We start from the raw sequence: 17,021 nt of genomic DNA on the forward strand, positions 1-17,021 counted from the left end.
GCCTCATATACCTTGTCGCTGATGTGGTGAGCGAGCGAGCGCATATTGGAGGCAGGTGCCGCCGCAGTTTCACCGAGAATCCGTTCCTCGCGGTTTACATCGAACAACTCATACCGGGCCTGAACACGGTCACCACTTCGGCTGAGGGCCCCCACAAGGACATAGCGCTGGCCCAGCAGGCGCCAGTCCCGGAAATACACTTCCTCCCGCCTGGATGGCAGGCTCAGCATCTTCTCCGGAGGCAGAGTCCGGAATTCGCCCGTCATGGTCAGATCCGCCTGAACAATGCTGCTGACCTTGTCGCCAGCGGGCATCTGTCCAGACTCGGCGAAAGGCACCACTGCAACAGGAATGGCCGAATCCGCGCCTTCAGTAATCCGGATCAACAGCTCCGCCCGGGCTGTCGAAACCGCGAAAAAGATCAGTGCCGTGGCGGCGAGTAGCGTTCTGGCCGGTTTATACCAAATCCGATGTGTCATGGTGTTATCCATACCTTTATCTGTTCTTCCGACGTGGGTTAAATTCAATCGTAAACTGTCGGAAGTACCGATCAAACGTTTCCCGATCATTCGGAATTGGATACCTTTGCAACGAACGGACGGCTTGAAGTGCTGAGTTATCAAAAGCCCTGTTTCCGCTGCTGCTGACCAATTCTGCGCCGGCAAGCTCACCAGTAGGCAACAGGGTGATCCTTAATCGCGCAACCAGATCTTCCGTGGCAGAGGAAGGCAGATACCACAACTCATGGAGCCGCTCTCTGATCAAGGCCTGATACTTCTCACTCTCCGACAGCATCTGAGCTTCCCGGGCTTTTGCGGCAGCCGCCTCCTGCTGGCGACGCGCCTCTTCTTCCCGAGCTCTTTGGGCCGCCTCCGCCTGGGCTTCAAGCTGCTGTTCCCGGAGCTTGCGCTCTGCCTCGAGGCGCTTGCGCTCAGCTTCCTGGCGAGCCAGCTCCTCCTGGCGCTTTCGTTCGGCCTCTTCCCGCTTCCGCTGCTCCTCCTGGCGCCGCTTCTCTTCTTCGGCTTTTCGTTTTGCCTCTTCCTGACGGCGTTTTTCTTCCTCAGCTTTCTGCCTGGCCCGCTCCTTGGCTTCCGCTTCCGCCTTTTGACGGGCAGCCTCCGCTTCACGGGCTTTCCGGGCCTCGCGTTCTTTCGCCTCTGCTTCCTGTCGCTCCTGCTCTTTCTGCTGCTGGAGCCGTTTTTGTTCTTCCTGTCGCTTCTGCTCTGCAATGCGACGGGCTTCTTCTTGCTGCCTCTGTCGTTCAGCTTCTTCCTTGCGACGCTGCTCTTCGGCCCGGCGTTCTTCGTCCCGCTTTTGCTGATCGACGGGCTCTACCACCGGGCTCGGTTCCGGCTCCTGCTGGGTAATCAGCCGGGCCGATATGCTCCTGGGTGGCGGCTCATGATCGGTGCTGGTCCACGACCAACCCGCAAGCGCAATGCCCAGAATCAACAGGTGCAACGTGACCGAGAGCGCCACCGGTGATTTCCATGGTGGCACGCCTGTTGTGGTTACTTCGCGCTGGTGATCTCTCACAACACTCCTGCCCGCAACACTATCAATTGTCGTCCCGCGGTGATTCGGTGATCAGGCCGATACTGCTCGCCCCGGCACCCTGCAACTCGGCCATCAACCGAACAACTGTGCCGTAAGTAACATTCTCATCGCCGCGAACCAGAATCTCACTGGAGGCCCGCTGCGAGAGGATCTTGGAAACCTGGGCACGCAGGTCGGACAGCGTCATGGGGTCACTGCCCTCGTCTCCGATCTCGACGTAGTACGCTCCGTTTGCATCAACCGAAACAATGATCGACTCAACATCCTTGTCAGACTGAATAGGATCGGAAGTGGTCTGGGGCAGATCAACCTTCACCCCCTGCGTCAGCATCGGGGCGGTGACCATGAAGATGATCAGCAACACCAGCATGACATCAATGTACGGAACCACGTTGATCTCCGACATTGGCTTGCGCCGGTTTTCCGGCATCATTCCCATGCCTTTCATAGAACTGTGCTCCTGGGCTGATTCCTGCCTCTAACTACCAACCGCATCACGCGGCGCCCTTCTCGCTCTGGTGGACGCGGCGATGGAGGATGCTGGAAAACTCATCCGCAAAGGTTTCGTAGTTCTTCAACAGGGCATCGGACATGGCGGAAAAACGGTTATAGGCAATAACCGCCGGTATTGCGGCGAACAGACCCATGGCGGTTGCGATGAGGGCCTCGGAGATGCCGGGCGCCACCGTGGCCAGTGTCGCCTGCTGAACCTGTGCCAGCCCCCGGAACGAGTTCATGATGCCCCAGACGGTGCCAAACAAACCCACATAAGGACTGGTGGAGCCGACCGTCGCCAGGAACGGCAGACTGGCCTCCAGCCGCTCGTGCTCCCGGGAGAAGGCCACCCGCATTGCCCGCTGGGTACCTTCCATAACCGCATCGGCGTCCCGGCTTTGCTGGCGCAACCGGGAAAACTCCTTGAAACCGGCCCGGAACAGGGATTCCATGCCGGAAAACGGTGTTGGATCGGCGTTCACCTCCCGGTATAACTGCCCCAGATCCATGCCTGACCAGAAACGCTCCTCGAACGCCAATTGGGCCTTCCTGGCCTTCCGGAATACCTGCAGGCGCTGGAAAATCAGGGCCCAGGACATGATTGACGCCAGGGCCAGCAAAAGCATGACCAGCTGAACCAAGACACCGGCATTGGCAATGAGGTACCAGACTGAAAGTTCTGAATCCACTTCTTACTCCTGGCTCGTTCTGTTTAACGTTTCGATGGGCTGGACATTCCTGGCCAGCAATTCCTGCATATTCGTCGGTAACCGGCGGGGACGACCGGAATCAAGCGCTACGCAGGCTACCCGCACATCACTGTCACTCAGCAACTTTCGGTCTTCGGCCCGCATCACACGCTGACGGAAATCCATCCAGACTCTACCAAAAGCCACCGGTTCCGCAGTAACCAGCAGTTCGTCATCAAGCTTGGCCGGCACCGCATAATGAATGGTCAGCCGTTGCACTACATAACTGATATTGTCCGCCAGACCCGCCCTGAGGCCAACGCCGCAACTGCGCACCCATTCGGTTCGGGCCCGCTCCATGTAATGGAGATATTTGGCATGAAATACGATGCCACCAGCGTCCGTGTCCTCGATATAGACCCGAATCGGCAGTTCGAACCTTCCCTCTGGCGCCTGTTCAACCAAAAAGATCGTCCTCCCTGCCCGACTTCGGCGGAATCACGCCGAAATGCTGATAGGCGTTGGAGGTCACCATCCGCCCTCTGGGAGTCCGGACCATATAACCCTGCTGGATCAGGAAGGGCTCAAGCACATCCTCAATGGTGCCGCGCTCTTCACTGATCGCGGCAGCAAGGCTCTCGACCCCGACAGGGCCACCGTCGAATTTCTCGATCATGGCCAGCAGCAGGCGCCGATCCATGTGATCGAAACCCTGGTTATCCACTTTCAGCATGTTCAGTGCCTGATCGGCGATGTCAGAGGTGATACGACCGTCTGAGCGGACTTCCGCAAAATCGCGGACACGGCGCAACAGGCGATTGGCGATACGCGGGGTACCCCGGGACCGGCGGGCAATTTCGAACGCGCCTGCCTCATCGACGGCTACCGAAGACAATCGCGCGGAGCGCAGAATGATGCTGGTAAGATCTTCGGTGTTATAGAACTCCAGCCGCTGCACGATGCCGAAGCGGTCACGCAGCGGCGAAGTCAGCAAGCCTGCCCGGGTGGTCGCACCGACGAGGGTGAACGGCGGCAGGTCCAGTTTGATGGAGCGGGCGGCCGGGCCCTCACCGATCATGATGTCGAGCTGGTAATCTTCCATCGCCGGATACAGCACTTCTTCCACTGCCGCGCTGAGACGGTGGATCTCGTCAATGAAGAGAACGTCACCTTCTTCGAGATTAGTCAGCATGGCGGCCAGGTCGCCGGCTTTTTCAAGCACAGGACCAGACGTTGTCTTGATGGATACGCCCATCTCATTGGCGATGATATTGGCAAGGGTTGTTTTGCCCAGACCGGGCGGGCCAAAGATCAGAACGTGGTCCAGCGCTTCCTGACGACCCCGGGCCGCGGATATGAAAATATCCATCTGCTCACGGACCGTGGGCTGGCCAACATACTCGGCCAGCAGGGTCGGGCGAATGGCCCTGTCCTGTACTTCCTCATATTCACCGGCCCGGGCCGAGATCAACCGGTCGGATTCGATCATGGCATCACCCATAGTGTGGGAATCAACATCGTGCCTCACGTTTGCCCGCTATTCCAGCGCAGCCCCAATTGTACAAAGGGGTTAGCAGGTGTCACGTTACGCTCTCTACAGGTTCGCGACAGGTTCTGACGATCAGGCTGGAATCATGTTTCGCAGGGCCAGACGGATGAGCGTTTCACTACTCATCCCCTCCCCGGCCACTTTGCTGATGGCCTTGGCAGCCTCCTGGGGCTTGTAACCCAGAGCGATCAGTGCGGCTTCCGCCTCTTCAGTGGCCGCCGGCCCGCCAGCGGGGCCTTGTCCGCCCGGCTGCCCCACGCCTGTCGTCTCGGGCGACGTTGGCACAAATTGCCCTTCAAGTTGCCCTATCCGGTCCGCCATTTCAATAAGAAGCCGTTCTGCGGTCTTCTTGCCAACGCCGGGGAGCTTGACCAGTGAGGCGGAGTCACGATTCTCAACGCAGCGAATGAACTGCTGTGCGTCCAATCCGGAAAGAATGCCAACGGCCAGCTTCGGGCCAACCCCATTAACCTTGATCAGCAGGCGGAAGAGGTCCCGGTCCAGGCTGGAAGCAAAGCCGTAGAGGCTCTGGGCGTCTTCTCGGACGGCAAAATGGGTGTGCAGGGTGACTTCATCGCCGGTCTCCGGCAGATGAAAGAAGGTGGTATAGGGGATGTCGACTTCATAGCCCAGGCCCGCGCACTCAACCAGCGCCTGGCCCGGAGCCTTTTCGACCAGAATACCTCGGATACGACCAATCAAGCTGAATCTCCTGTCGCTCCTGGGAGCGGTTTATTGTTGTCGCACACGACCGCTTCGGACTTTTCCCGCGCCACTGGCTACCCGCAGGATACTCTGACTCATGTGGGCATGGCACATGGCGATGGCGAGCGCATCGGCCGCGTCTGCCTGGGGTTTGCGTGAAAGCGAGAGCAACACCTGAACCATGTGCTGAACCTGGGATTTGTCAGCCCCGCCCTTGCCGACCACCGCCTGCTTTACCTGCCTCGCCGAGTATTCATGAACCGCCAAGCCACTGTTGGCGGCACTGACGATGGCCGCGCCGCGGGCCTGACCGAGCTTCAGAGCCGAGTCAGGATTGCGGGCCATGAACACCTGCTCGATGGCAAATTCTTCCGGCCGATACTCTCCGATCAGGGTGGCAAGGCTCTGGAATATGGTCTGAAGGCGTTCAGCCATGGGCTTCTCGCCCACCCGGATACAACCACTGTCGATGTACTCGATGTGTCGACCATCTGCCCGAATGACGCCGTAACCGGTAATTCGTGACCCCGGATCAACGCCCAGAATTATCGCCACATCAATGCTCCTGACTGGTCAAAGCGATTCCATTATTTCGCCGGAGATATCCGCGTTGTGGTAGACATTCTGAACATCGTCCAGATCTTCGAGCATATCAATGAGCTTCAGGATGGTTTCAGCGCCGGCGCTGAGCACGGCTTCCACCAGGCGATCCTCTTCCCACTCGGGACCGTAGCCTTCGTAGGTCAGCTCACGAATGATTTTGGTGAAGATCTTGCCCCGCCTGGCGTCCTGTGCCGCCTTGCGGTGCTTGATGTTGGCCCACTTACTGTGACCCGCCATACAGCTCCTCGCTTAAATCACTGACTTACTCGTTGCCCTCACCGGCTTCCGCCTTGTTGCCTTCAACCGGCTTTGACGGCTTGCGCAGACGGATATGCAACTCACGCAGCTGCTTCTCATCCACTTCGCCCGGCGCCTGGGTCATCAGACAGGTGGCACTCTGGGTTTTCGGGAATGCTATAACGTCACGGATGGACGAAGCGCCGGTCATCAGCATGACCAGGCGATCCAGGCCGAACGCCAGACCACCATGGGGCGGGCAACCAAACTTCAGGGCATCCAGCAGGAAGCCGAACTTGGCGCGGGCTTCCTCTTCACCGATACCCAGAATACGGAACACCGTTTCCTGCATTTTCTCATCGTGAATACGGATAGAACCGCCGCCCAATTCAGTGCCGTTCAACACCATATCGTAGGCGCGGGACAACGCGTTGGCGGGGTCTGCGGCCAGATCTTCGGGACTACAGGACGGCGCGGTGAACGGGTGGTGAATCGCGGTCAGGCCGCCGTCCGGAGTTTCCTCGAACATCGGGAAATCGACAACCCAGAGCGGCGCCCACTCGGAAGTCAGCATGTCGAGATCGTGACCGATCTTGATCCGCAGTGCGCCGAGGGCTTCATTGACCACGTTGGTCTTGTCCGCGCCGAAGAACACGATGTCGCCGTCTTCGGCACCCACACGCTCCATGATAGCCAGAGCAACATCATCGCCCAGGAACTTGATGATCGGGGACTGCAGACCTTCAACGCCCTTGGACAGGTCATTGACCTTGATATAGGCAAGACCTTTGGCACCGTAGATACCAACAAACTTGGTGTAGTCGTCAATCTGCTTGCGCGTCAGCTCGCCGCCTTTCGGCACACGCAGAGCCGCCACACGACCTTTCGGATCCTTGGCGGGACCAGCGAAGACCTTGAAGTCCACGCCTTCAACCAGATCATTTACATCCAGCAGCTCCAGCGGGATTCGCAGATCCGGCTTGTCGCTGCCGTAACGTTGCATTGCCTCGGCATACGGCATTTGCGGGAAGGACGGCAGTTCAACCTCCAGCACGTCCTTGAACAGCGCCCGGATCATGTCCTCGTTCAGCTTCATCAGGGTCTCTTCATCAATGAAAGAGGCCTCGATGTCTACCTGGGTGAACTCCGGCTGACGATCTGCACGCAGGTCTTCATCCCGGAAACACTTGGCGATCTGGTAGTAACGATCAACACCAGACACCATCAGCAACTGCTTGAACAGCTGGGGAGACTGCGGAAGCGCGAAGAAGGAGCCTTCATGGGTACGGCTCGGCACCAGGTAATCCCGCGCGCCTTCCGGCGTGGCACGGGTCAGGATAGGAGTTTCCACATCCATGAAGCCGTTGCTGTCGAGGTAGTTACGGATATAACTGGTTACCCGGGAACGGAAACGCAGGCGGTTGATCATTTCCGGCCGACGCAGGTCCACAAACCGGTAGCGCAGGCGCACGTCCTCGCCAACGTCGACATGCTCATCCAGAGGGAACGGAGGCGTTGCCGCGGCGTTCAGGATACTCAGCTCCTTGCCCAGAAGCTCAACCTGCCCGGTCGGCATGTTGTTGTTCTCGGTGCCGGCAGGACGACGACGCACCCGGCCGGTAACCTTGATCACGAACTCGCTACGGACTTTTTCCGCAAGCGCAAAGCTCTCAGGGGTATCAGGATCCACAACCACCTGAGACATACCATCCCGATCCCGCAGATCCAGGAAGATAACCCCACCGTGGTCACGACGGCGGTGTACCCATCCGCAAAGTGTGACTTCCTGATCGATGTGGGATTCGTTGATCCCACCGCAATAATGACTGCGCATACCGGTTCCCGTTACGTTTAATGTGTTCAAATATGGTGCGTGTTCTGGATCGCTTGAAAAATGGTGCGACCATAGCGGAAAAGCCGCCCATTATAAACACAATGGCGGTGAAAATCAGGCATGCAGGCACGCAAATCAAGCGGTCGGATGACTGCAGGTTGGCAGCCGGCTAGAATGCTTCTTTTTTACCAGCAGATGGAGTCTGAACTTGGCCACCAGAGCGGAGCAAAAACAGAAAACCCGGCGGGCACTGATGGATGCGGCGCTCTCGCAACTGAGTGCGGACCGGGGCTTTGGCAGTCTGAGTTTACGGGAAGTTGCCCGGGAGGCGGGAATCGCCCCCACGTCTTTCTATCGGCACTTTGCCGAGCTTGATGAACTGGGCCTGGCTCTGGTGGACGAAGGCGGCGTTGCCCTGAGACAACTAATGCGTCAGGCCCGCAAGCGGATTGCCCGTGATGGTGGCAGCGCCATTTCCACTTCTGTAGAAACCTTCATGGAGTACCTGGGCAACAATGCCAACCTGTTCCGGCTGATGCTTCGGGAAAGGACCGGGGTTTCCAAGCCTTTTCGGACAGCCGTAAAGGCCGAGATTGACCACTTTGTGACCGAACTGGCCGATGACCTGCGGCGGATCGCCGACGAGCAGAACAAGCCCCTCTCAGAAGCCAGGCTGGTGGCTGAGGCCATGGTAACGCTGGTCTTCAACCAGGGGGCAGAAGCGCTGGATGCAACCGCTTCCGAACGTGATGAGCTGAAGGCCAAGCTGAAAACCGAGCTCAGAATGATCCTGGTCGGCTCACAGACTCTGGCGAAACGCAACTGACCTCACTTTCGAACTAGACACCGGCCTCAAGCTCAGCAAGAACCGGAGCCAGTCTCGAGCGAACCTGCGCCAGCTCCTCATCAGAATAAGCAACCGGCGCCTGCTTGCCCCACACAGGGCCCGGCCAGCCCGGGTCGCCTTCGAACCGCACGATATGGTGAAGATGAAGCTGGGGCACCATGTTGCCAAGGGCTGCGACGTTCATCTTGTCGCCGCCAAAGACACCCATCATGGCTTCGCTGAGCGCGGAAGACTCGCGGGCCAGCTGGTGCTGCTGGTCCGCCGACAACTGGTAGATCTCACGGATGCCGGCGACCGCCGGCACCAACAGCACCCAAGGCCAGGTGCTGTCATTCATCAGTCGGATTTCACAAAGCGAGCTGCTTCCGAGGCCAATCGTGTCGGCCTTCAGTCGCTCGTGTAACCGGAAAACTGCCGGTTCGCTCATACTCATCCTCCGATTATCTGGGTTTACTCGGAGTGGAACTGGGTGCGGCCACGGCCAATGGCGTAGTAAATGAGGCCGTAGCGATCCAGCATTTCCGGCTCGTAGAGATTGCGGCCATCAAAGACCACAGGTTCACGAATGGTCGCAGCAATGGATTCGAAGTCTGGGGACCGGAACTCTTTCCACTCGGTGCAGATAGCGAGAACATCTGCCCCTTTAAGCGCCTGCTCTTTCGTGCCGCACAGGGTCAGGCCTTCCTGATCACCGTAGATTCGCTGGGTTTCCTCCATGGCCTCCGGGTCGAAAGCCTGCACTCTGGCGCCGGCTTTCCAGAGATCTTCCATCAATGTGCGGGAAGAAGCTTCGCGCATATCGTCGGTATTCGGCTTGAACGCCAGCCCCCAAAGCGCAACGACCTTGTCATTGAGATCACCACCAAAATAGTGGCTGATCTTGTCGAACAGCACGTGTTTCTGGGCGTAGTTGACCGATTCAACCGCATTGAGCAGCCGTGCTTCGTAACCGCAGTCGCTGGCAGTTCGAGCCAGGGCCTGAACATCTTTCGGGAAGCAGGAACCGCCGTAACCGCAACCAGGGTAGATGAAGTGATAGCCAATCCGCGGGTCGGAACCAATGCCCCGGCGCACGGCTTCGATATCAGCGCCCAGTCGCTCTGCCAGGTTGGCGATTTCGTTCATAAAGCTGATTTTGGTGGCCAGCATGGAGTTGGCCGCGTACTTGGTGAGCTCGGCAGACCGCAGGTCCATAAAGATCATGCGGTCATGATTCCGGTTGAACGGGTAGTAGACCTCCCGCAGCAGTTCCGCAGCCCGCTCGCTGTCGGTACCGACAACAATGCGGTCAGGCTTCATGAAATCGTTGATAGCCGCCCCTTCCTTGAGAAACTCGGGGTTCGACACCACATCAAAATCCAGCTCCAGGCCACGTCGGTCCAGCTGGGCGCGAACCGCAGCCCGGACCTTGTCGCCGGTACCCACCGGTACCGTGGACTTGTCGACCACCACCTTGTAGTCCTCCATGTGTTCACCAATGGAACGGGCTACGGCAGTAACATACTGGAGGTCGGCAGAACCGTCTTCATCCGGGGGGGTGCCCACCGCGATAAACTGGAGTGTGCCGTGACGAACGGCCTCCGCGCTATCTGTGGTGAACGAAAGGCGGCCTGCCTCAACGGTGTGCTTTACGATATTGTCGAGGCCCGGCTCATAGATGGGAATCTGGCCATTCTTGAGCTTTTCAATTTTGCCCTGGTCCACGTCCATACAGAGAACGTCGTGGCCAACATCCGCCAGGCAAGCACCAGTAACCAGGCCAACATAACCGGTTCCAAAAATCGTTATTTTCATCCTTTAAATCCCGATACAAGTAAAGAAAAGTTATGGGGTGTCGTCAGCTTTTTTCTTCTGCCAGATCGCTTCCCACGCCAGGGCGGTGCCGACAATGGTATCCAGATTGTCGTAGTCCGGCTGCCAGCCCAGGGTCTGGCGGATAAGTGTGTTGTCCGCCATCAATGCTGCCGGGTCGCCGGCGCGGCGGCCGGTTTCGGTGACCGGAAAATCAACGCCGGATTGCGCCTTGACCACATCAATCACTTCCCGGACCGTAAAGCCGCGACCATAACCGCAGTTCATGACCTTCGAACGACCACCATCTGCCATGTAGTCCAGCGCCATCACGTGGGCCTTGGCCAGGTCCTCCACGTGGATGTAGTCGCGAATGCAGGTGCCGTCCCGGGTATCGTAATCGGTGCCGAAGACACTCATGCCTTCCCGCTGTTCCGTCACGCACTCACAGGCGACCTTGATCAGATGCGTGGCTTCAGGTGTGGCCTGCCCCAGCAGCCCTTCCGGATTCGCGCCTGCTACATTGAAGTAACGGAGAATCACATAATTGAGGCTGGAGGCTGCGGCCAGATCCATGATCATCCGCTCGCTCATCATCTTGGACGCGCCGTAGGGGTTGATCGGGGCCAGCGGCAGATCCTCAGTGAGCACCGTCTGCTCAGGCATACCATAGACAGCCGCGGTGGAGGAAAACACCATGTACGGCACTTCGTGCTTTTCGACCGCTTTCAGGAGGTTCAGGGTATTGCGGGTATTGTTGCTGTAGTACTTCAGGGGGTTGGCGACAGACTCCGGCACCACAATATTGGCAGCGAAATGCAGGACTGCCTCAAACTGGTGACGGGAGAACAGATCTTCGATTGCCGCTTCGTCGGCCAGATCCCCGACCACCAGTTCGCCGGCGGTGACCGCCCAGCGGTAGCCAGTGGAGAGGTTATCGAAAACAACGATATCGTGACCGGCCTGGCCCAGCTGACGGACCACGTGACTGCCAATATATCCGGCTCCGCCGGTAACGAGGACTTTCATAGGCGAAAACTACTCCTTCCCTGAATTCTGTTTGCGCAGACGCCGGATCTCTGCCCGTCGCCGACTGAAAAACTCACTGATCACCTGGCTGCACTGATCTGACAAGACGCCGCCAACGGCGGTCACGTCCCAGTTCAGATGGGGCTCTTCGAGTGTCCGGCGTGCAGACTCTATTGCACCGGCCTTGGGCTCACGTGCCCCATAGACAAGCCGACTGATTCTGCCGTGGACGATCGCACCCACGCACATGGTACAGGGCTCCAGAGTAACGTAAAGCGTGGCATCCGGCAGCCGATAATTGCCCACCCGGGCGGCGGCATCGCGCAGCGCCCTGATTTCGGCATGGGCCGTGGGATCGCAACCGGAAATCGGCGCGTTAAAACCCGCGCCGATTTCCTTGCCATCCAGAACCACCACGGCACCGACAGGCACTTCGCCCTTTGCTGCAGCCTCACCAGCCAGCTGGAGCGCGCGATTCATCCAGCGCTCGTCTTCCGGCGTCGCCTCAGACATCGGACCGGCTCACCCGTCGATTATTCCCACTCAATAGTTGCCGGCGGCTTGGACGAAACATCGTAGGTCACCCGGGATACACCGGTGATCTCATTGATGATCCGGTTGGAAACGGTCTCAAGGAGATCGTAAGGCAGATGCGCCCAGCGGGCGGTCATGAAATCGATGGTTTCAACAGCACGAAGAGCCACCACGTATTCGTAGCGGCGGGCGTCCCCGACCACGCCTACCGACTTGACCGGCAGGAAGACCGCAAAGGCCTGACTGGTCTTGTGGTAGAAATCCGCACGGTGAAGCTCTTCCAGGAAAATGGCGTCCGCGCGGCGCAGGATATCGGCATATTCCTTTTTCACTTCACCGAGAATACGCACGCCCAGGCCCGGCCCCGGGAACGGGTGGCGGTACACCATGTCGTAGGGCAAACCAAGCTCAAGGCCGATCCGGCGCACCTCATCCTTGAACAGCTCCCGCAGCGGCTCCACCAGCTTCATTTTCATGGTTTCCGGCAAGCCACCTACGTTGTGGTGGGACTTGATCACATGCGCCTTGCCGGTCTTGGAAGCAGCGGACTCAATGACGTCCGGATAGATCGTGCCCTGAGCCAGCCAGTTCACGTCCTTGATGTTGGCCGCCTCGTCGTCAAACACATCAATAAAGGTGTTGCCAATTATTTTGCGCTTTTGCTCCGGGTCACTGACACCTTTCAGCTTCGACAGGAACAGATCTTCCGCATCGACCCGAATGACCTTTACGCCCATGTTGCTGGCGAACATGTCCATCACCTGGTCGCCTTCATGAAGACGCAGGAGACCGTTGTCCACAAACACACAGGTCAGTTGATCACCGATTGCCCGGTGCAGCAATGCTGCCGTCACCGAGGAATCGACGCCACCGGACAAACCCAGCAATACCTTGTCGTTGCCCACCTGCTCGCGAATTTGCTGAACCGCATCATCGACGATCTTGGCCGGCGTCCAGAGGGCTTCGCATTTGCAGATAGTCAGGATGAAATGCTCGAGAATCCGCTTGCCCTGCAGGGTGTGGGTTACTTCGGGGTGGAACTGGACGCCATACAGGTTCCGGCTGAGATCCTGCATTGCGGAAATTGGCGCGCTCTCGGTGGAGGCCAGCAGCTCGAAGCCTTCAGGCATCGCCACCACCTTGTCACCGTGGCTCATCCACACGTCCAGCAGCGACTCACCAGCCGGCGTCAGATGATCGGTAATATCCGCCAGCAGCGGACCCTTGGCGCGAACCTTCACCTGGGCATAACCGAACTCGCGTTTCTCCGAACTGGCAACGCGGCCTCCAAGCTGCTCCGCCATAGTCTGCATGCCGTAGCAGATGCCGAGAATCGGGATACCGCGGTCAAACAGCCCTTCCGGCGCCCGGGGACCGCCCAGCTGAGTTACCGACTCCGGACCGCCTGCAAGAATAATCCCCTTCGGATTGAACTCATTAAGCTCGTCATCGGTGATATCGAACGCTTTGATCTCACAGTAAACGCCGATCTCGCGAACACGGCGGGCAATCAGCTGGGTGTACTGGGAACCGAAATCGAGAATCAGGATGCGGTGGTCGTGGATGTTCTGGGCCATGGAGTCCTCGGGGCTGAATAAACAACGCGGCCCTCTGGGGGCCGCGTCTGGTAGGGCAATGGTTAACCGATACGGTAGTTGGGCGATTCTTTGGTGATGGTCACGTCGTGCACATGGCTCTCACGCATACCCGCGTTGGTGATGCGCACGAATTCAGGCTTGGTGCGCATTTCTTCCATGGTGGCGCTACCGGTGTAGCCCATGGCAGCCCGGAGGCCACCAACCAGCTGGTGAACGATGTTACGCATCGGACCTTTGCAGGCAACGCGGCCTTCGATGCCTTCAGGAACCAGTTTCTCGATACCCTTACTGGCGTCCTGAAAGTACCGATCGCTGGAGCCCTGCCCCATGGCGCCGATGGAACCCATGCCACGATAGGCCTTGTAACTGCGGCCCTGGAACAGCTCCACTTCGCCAGGTGCCTCATCGGTACCTGCCAAAAGGCTACCGATCATGACGCTATGGGCGCCTGCGGCAATGGCTTTGGCAATATCACCGGAGAAACGGATACCGCCATCGGCGATTACCGGGACTCCGTGCTCTTTCAGCGCTGCTGCCACGTTGGAAACCGCAGAAATCTGGGGCACGCCAATACCCGCCACAATACGGGTGGTGCAGATGGAACCGGGGCCAATGCCTACCTTTACTGCATCCGCGCCGGCTTCCGCCAGGGCGAGCGCCGCGTGTGACGTGGCGATGTTGCCGCCAATCACCTGCACATCGGGGAAATTCTTCTTGATAAAGCGCACGCGTTCCATCACGCCACGGGAATGACCGTGGGCGGTATCCACCACGATCACGTCGACCCCGGCTTCGGCCAGTGCGGTAATGCGGGCTTCGGTGTCGCCACCGGTGCTTACGGCCGCGCCAACTCTCAAACGACCCTGATCGTCTTTACACGCCAGCGGGTAATCTTTCGCCTTCTGGATATCCTTGACCGTGATCAGGCCGCGCAGCTCGAAATTGTCATTGACAACCAGAACCTTCTCGATCCGATGGCGATGCAGCAGCTCTTTCACTTCCTCGAGACAGGCGCCTTCCTTGACCGTAACCAGCTTTTCCTTGGGCGTCATGATATCCCGAACCAGCGTGTCCATCCGGCTTTCAAAACGGATGTCGCGGCCAGTGACAATACCGATCAGATCGTGGCCGTCCACCACCGGAAGACCGGAGATGCTGTTCGCCATGGTGATATCTACCAGTTCGCGAACCGTTGTCTCGGGCGAAACTGTAATCGGATCCTTCACCACGCCACTCTCGAACTTCTTGACCTTGCGGACGGCTGCCGCCTGTTGCTCAACGGTCATGTTCTTGTGCATGATGCCGATACCGCCTTCCTGAGCCATGGCGATGGCCAATTCTGCCTCGGTAACGGTATCCATGGCGGAAGACAGAAGAGGAATGTTAAGGGTGATACCCTTGGTCAGCTGGGTTTGCAGGCTGACCTCGTGGGGCAGCACTTCTGAATATCCGGGAACCAGCAGAACGTCATCAAATGTGAGGGCTTCTTCGGCAATTCGCAGCATTGGGATCCGCCTTTTGATCGTGCTAAGTTGGGAATTTCCGTGCCGTACCCGCGGCGGTACGACAAAGCAAAATCCTTAATCGATCTATTATAATGGGGCTCTCGAAGACAGTAAACCGGCCCTTTTTTAAGGTTCGATTGCATCTTTTTGAAATTTCGCTATTTTTACCCTCCCTCTTTTCGGCTATTGCGTATGTATAACGACGGATCAGGACCGGCGACGCCGCATCTTCAGGACACCCGCCCCCGGGCACTCAGCGTCAGCGAGCTCAACCACCAGGCCAGACATCTTCTGGAATCGAGCTTTATGCAGGTGTGGGTGGAAGGTGAACTCTCCGGATTTTCTCGCCCCTCGTCCGGCCACTGGTATTTTTCCCTGAAAGACCGGAAATGCCAGGTGCGATGCGCCATGTTCCGGGGCATGAACCAGCGCATCCGCACACCACCGAAAGAGGGCGATCAGGTCCGGATCCGCGGCAAGGTCACTCTTTACGAGAACCGCGGCGACTTCCAGATTATCGTTGAACACGTCGAACCTGCGGGGCTCGGCGCCCTCCAACAGGCCTTCGAGGAGCTAAAGCGGAAATTGCTGGCCGAAGGACTGTTTGAACAGGCCAGCAAGAAACCGCTGCCCTCACTGCCCAGGCACATCGGTGTCGTCACCTCACCCACCGGCGCCGCGATCCACGACATACTCACCGTTCTCGCCCGGCGGTGCCCCGCTATACCCGTAACGCTCTACCCCACTGCCGTTCAGGGCAAGGCGGCTACCGCTGACATCGTACGAGCCATCGAAGCCGCACAGAACCACGGCGTTGCCGATGTCCTGATTATCGGCCGTGGCGGTGGCTCTCTGGAGGATCTCTGGTGCTTCAATGAAGAAGCGGTCGCCCGCGCGATTGCCGCTTGCCGGATCCCCACGGTCAGTGCGGTTGGTCACGAGGTCGATGTAACCATTGCCGATTTCGTGGCTGATCTTCGGGCCCCGACGCCCTCCGCGGCCGCCGAAAAGATTTCGCCGGACCAGTCTGACTGGCTCAGACAACTCCGCGAGCGGCAATTCCGTCTTTCCAACGCCATGAGCCTTGCCCTGAAGCGCCTTGGTACCCAACTCGGGCACCTGGGTGCACGGTTGCGGGACCCGCGACGGGAACTTCTGGAGAAAGCCCAGCGCATGGATGAACTGGAGCTGCGACTTCAGAAGGCTATCCGACAGCGCCTGACAACGGTGGGCGTGCGCAATGATCACCTGCGCCAGAGACTGGTCATGCAGTCGCCGCACCGCCAGCTCTCGGATAGCCAGGACGCGCTGCGGCGCGTGAGCGAGCGATTGGTTTCGGTAATGCAGCAGGACCTGAAACAGCGTCGCGACAACCTGGAACATGCGGCGCAGACTCTGAATGTGGTCAGCCCCCTTGCGACCCTTGGACGGGGTTATTCCATCGTGCGCGACAACAACGGAAACATTCTTCGGGATGCTTCAAACGTTAACCCCGGCGACACCATCTCAGCCCGCGTTGCACGGGGTGAAATGACTGCGAAGGTGACTTCGGTCAAATCTACAGAAGAAACTGGCCCCTAGACCCCCGAGACTAAGCCAATGGTCTACTAGTCCATGATTTCAAACGGCCTAAAGTTGTCAGGAAACGTATTAAAACAACAACAGGCACGATGAGGTGGAATGTATGGACTACCACTCAGAGTTCCGGCGGTCGATAGACAAACCGGACGAATTCTGGCGTGAACAGGCGGAAAAAATTGACTGGATCGAACCGCCGAAAACCATCTGGCAGCCAACCGACAATGGGCACGGGCAGTGGTTCCCCGACGGCACTCTGAACACTTGCGATGTGGCACTGGATGCCAACATCCGTGCAGGGCGTGGCGACCAGGAAGCCCTGATCTACGATTCTCCGGTTACCGATACCCAGCGCTCCTACACCTACAACGAGCTGACCGATGAAGTGGCCCGGTTCGCTGGAGCCCTCAAAGACCGTGGCATCACCAAGGGCGACCGGGTCATCATCTACATGCCGATGATCCCCGAGG

The 17,021-nt window shown here is 58.4% G+C and carries 18 protein-coding genes and 1 pseudogene; 3 read left to right on the forward strand and 16 right to left on the reverse strand.

The window, feature by feature from the left end:
• The 10 genes and pseudogenes from B2W52_RS08945 to aspS form a co-directional block, all read right to left on the reverse strand.
• Positions 1 to 479 (reverse strand): annotated as a pseudogene (locus B2W52_RS08945) (Tol-Pal system beta propeller repeat protein TolB); the annotation flags it as partial.
• Positions 480 to 495: 16 nt separating this feature from the next.
• Positions 496 to 1,479, reverse strand: coding sequence for a cell envelope integrity protein TolA (gene tolA / locus B2W52_RS08950; RefSeq protein WP_273072753.1), 984 nt, complete (start codon positions 1,477 to 1,479; stop codon positions 496 to 498).
• A gap of 79 nt (positions 1,480 to 1,558) precedes the next feature.
• The gene (tolR, locus tag B2W52_RS08955; protein ID WP_014577388.1) at positions 1,559 to 2,005 is read right to left on the reverse strand and encodes a protein TolR; all 447 of its coding nucleotides are present in this window, start codon (positions 2,003 to 2,005) and stop codon (positions 1,559 to 1,561) included.
• 46 nt (positions 2,006 to 2,051) lie between these two features.
• A complete protein-coding gene (tolQ, locus tag B2W52_RS08960) occupies positions 2,052 to 2,741 on the reverse strand; it encodes a protein TolQ (RefSeq protein ID WP_092029761.1) in 690 nt (229 codons plus the stop codon).
• Between the two features lie 3 nt (positions 2,742 to 2,744).
• Positions 2,745 to 3,206, reverse strand: a complete 462-nt coding sequence (locus tag B2W52_RS08965; protein ID WP_273072733.1) for a YbgC/FadM family acyl-CoA thioesterase — start codon at positions 3,204 to 3,206, stop codon at positions 2,745 to 2,747.
• On the reverse strand, positions 3,199 to 4,230 hold the full coding sequence (ruvB, locus tag B2W52_RS08970; RefSeq protein WP_008169131.1) for a Holliday junction branch migration DNA helicase RuvB: 1,032 nt from the start codon (positions 4,228 to 4,230) through the stop codon (positions 3,199 to 3,201). The genes B2W52_RS08965 and ruvB overlap by 8 nt, the downstream gene beginning before the upstream one ends.
• Positions 4,231 to 4,362: 132 nt before the next feature.
• A complete protein-coding gene (gene ruvA, locus B2W52_RS08975) occupies positions 4,363 to 4,992 on the reverse strand; it encodes a Holliday junction branch migration protein RuvA (protein WP_092029765.1) in 630 nt (209 codons plus the stop codon).
• A 30-nt stretch (positions 4,993 to 5,022) separates the two neighbouring features.
• Complete coding sequence (gene ruvC, locus B2W52_RS08980) at positions 5,023 to 5,550, reverse strand: crossover junction endodeoxyribonuclease RuvC (RefSeq protein ID WP_014577393.1); 528 nt, start codon at positions 5,548 to 5,550, stop codon at positions 5,023 to 5,025.
• A gap of 18 nt (positions 5,551 to 5,568) precedes the next feature.
• Positions 5,569 to 5,835, reverse strand: a complete 267-nt coding sequence (locus B2W52_RS08985; protein WP_273072735.1) for a YebC/PmpR family DNA-binding transcriptional regulator — start codon at positions 5,833 to 5,835, stop codon at positions 5,569 to 5,571.
• A 25-nt stretch (positions 5,836 to 5,860) separates the two neighbouring features.
• A complete protein-coding gene (aspS, locus tag B2W52_RS08990; RefSeq protein ID WP_273072736.1) occupies positions 5,861 to 7,669 on the reverse strand; it encodes an aspartate--tRNA ligase in 1,809 nt (602 codons plus the stop codon).
• A 208-nt stretch (positions 7,670 to 7,877) separates the two neighbouring features.
• Between aspS and fabR the strand changes: the two genes are divergently transcribed.
• The gene (gene fabR / locus B2W52_RS08995; RefSeq protein ID WP_008169141.1) at positions 7,878 to 8,495 is read left to right on the forward strand and encodes an HTH-type transcriptional repressor FabR; all 618 of its coding nucleotides are present in this window, start codon (positions 7,878 to 7,880) and stop codon (positions 8,493 to 8,495) included.
• Between the two features lie 13 nt (positions 8,496 to 8,508).
• Here fabR and B2W52_RS09000 read toward each other — a convergent pair whose 3' ends face one another.
• The 6 genes from B2W52_RS09000 to guaB form a co-directional block, all read right to left on the reverse strand.
• Complete coding sequence (locus B2W52_RS09000) at positions 8,509 to 8,949, reverse strand: HIT domain-containing protein (RefSeq protein ID WP_273072738.1); 441 nt, start codon at positions 8,947 to 8,949, stop codon at positions 8,509 to 8,511.
• A gap of 17 nt (positions 8,950 to 8,966) precedes the next feature.
• Positions 8,967 to 10,310: a UDP-glucose dehydrogenase family protein gene (locus tag B2W52_RS09005; RefSeq protein ID WP_286802571.1), complete on the reverse strand. Its 1,344-nt coding sequence runs from the start codon at positions 10,308 to 10,310 to the stop codon at positions 8,967 to 8,969.
• Positions 10,311 to 10,340: 30 nt separating this feature from the next.
• Positions 10,341 to 11,336 carry a UDP-glucose 4-epimerase GalE gene (gene galE / locus B2W52_RS09010; protein ID WP_286802573.1) on the reverse strand — a complete coding sequence of 332 codons (996 nt, stop codon included), beginning with the start codon at positions 11,334 to 11,336 and terminating at the stop codon, positions 10,341 to 10,343.
• A gap of 9 nt (positions 11,337 to 11,345) precedes the next feature.
• A complete protein-coding gene (gene tadA / locus B2W52_RS09015) occupies positions 11,346 to 11,849 on the reverse strand; it encodes a tRNA adenosine(34) deaminase TadA (protein ID WP_014577399.1) in 504 nt (167 codons plus the stop codon).
• A 20-nt stretch (positions 11,850 to 11,869) separates the two neighbouring features.
• Positions 11,870 to 13,447: a glutamine-hydrolyzing GMP synthase gene (gene guaA, locus B2W52_RS09020; protein WP_273072746.1), complete on the reverse strand. Its 1,578-nt coding sequence runs from the start codon at positions 13,445 to 13,447 to the stop codon at positions 11,870 to 11,872.
• A gap of 62 nt (positions 13,448 to 13,509) precedes the next feature.
• Complete coding sequence (gene guaB / locus B2W52_RS09025) at positions 13,510 to 14,973, reverse strand: IMP dehydrogenase (protein ID WP_008169151.1); 1,464 nt, start codon at positions 14,971 to 14,973, stop codon at positions 13,510 to 13,512.
• A 192-nt stretch (positions 14,974 to 15,165) separates the two neighbouring features.
• On the opposite strand from guaB, the gene xseA reads away from it, so the two are divergent.
• A complete protein-coding gene (xseA, locus tag B2W52_RS09030) occupies positions 15,166 to 16,554 on the forward strand; it encodes an exodeoxyribonuclease VII large subunit (protein WP_286802579.1) in 1,389 nt (462 codons plus the stop codon).
• Positions 16,555 to 16,657: 103 nt separating this feature from the next.
• A partial coding sequence (locus tag B2W52_RS09035) for an acetyl-coenzyme A synthetase N-terminal domain-containing protein (protein WP_286802582.1) occupies positions 16,658 to 17,021 on the forward strand: 364 nt, incomplete at its 3' end.

This window comes from Marinobacter sp. UBA2498, from assembly GCF_002341575.1.
Classification (GTDB): domain Bacteria; phylum Pseudomonadota; class Gammaproteobacteria; order Pseudomonadales; family Oleiphilaceae; genus Marinobacter; species Marinobacter manganoxydans.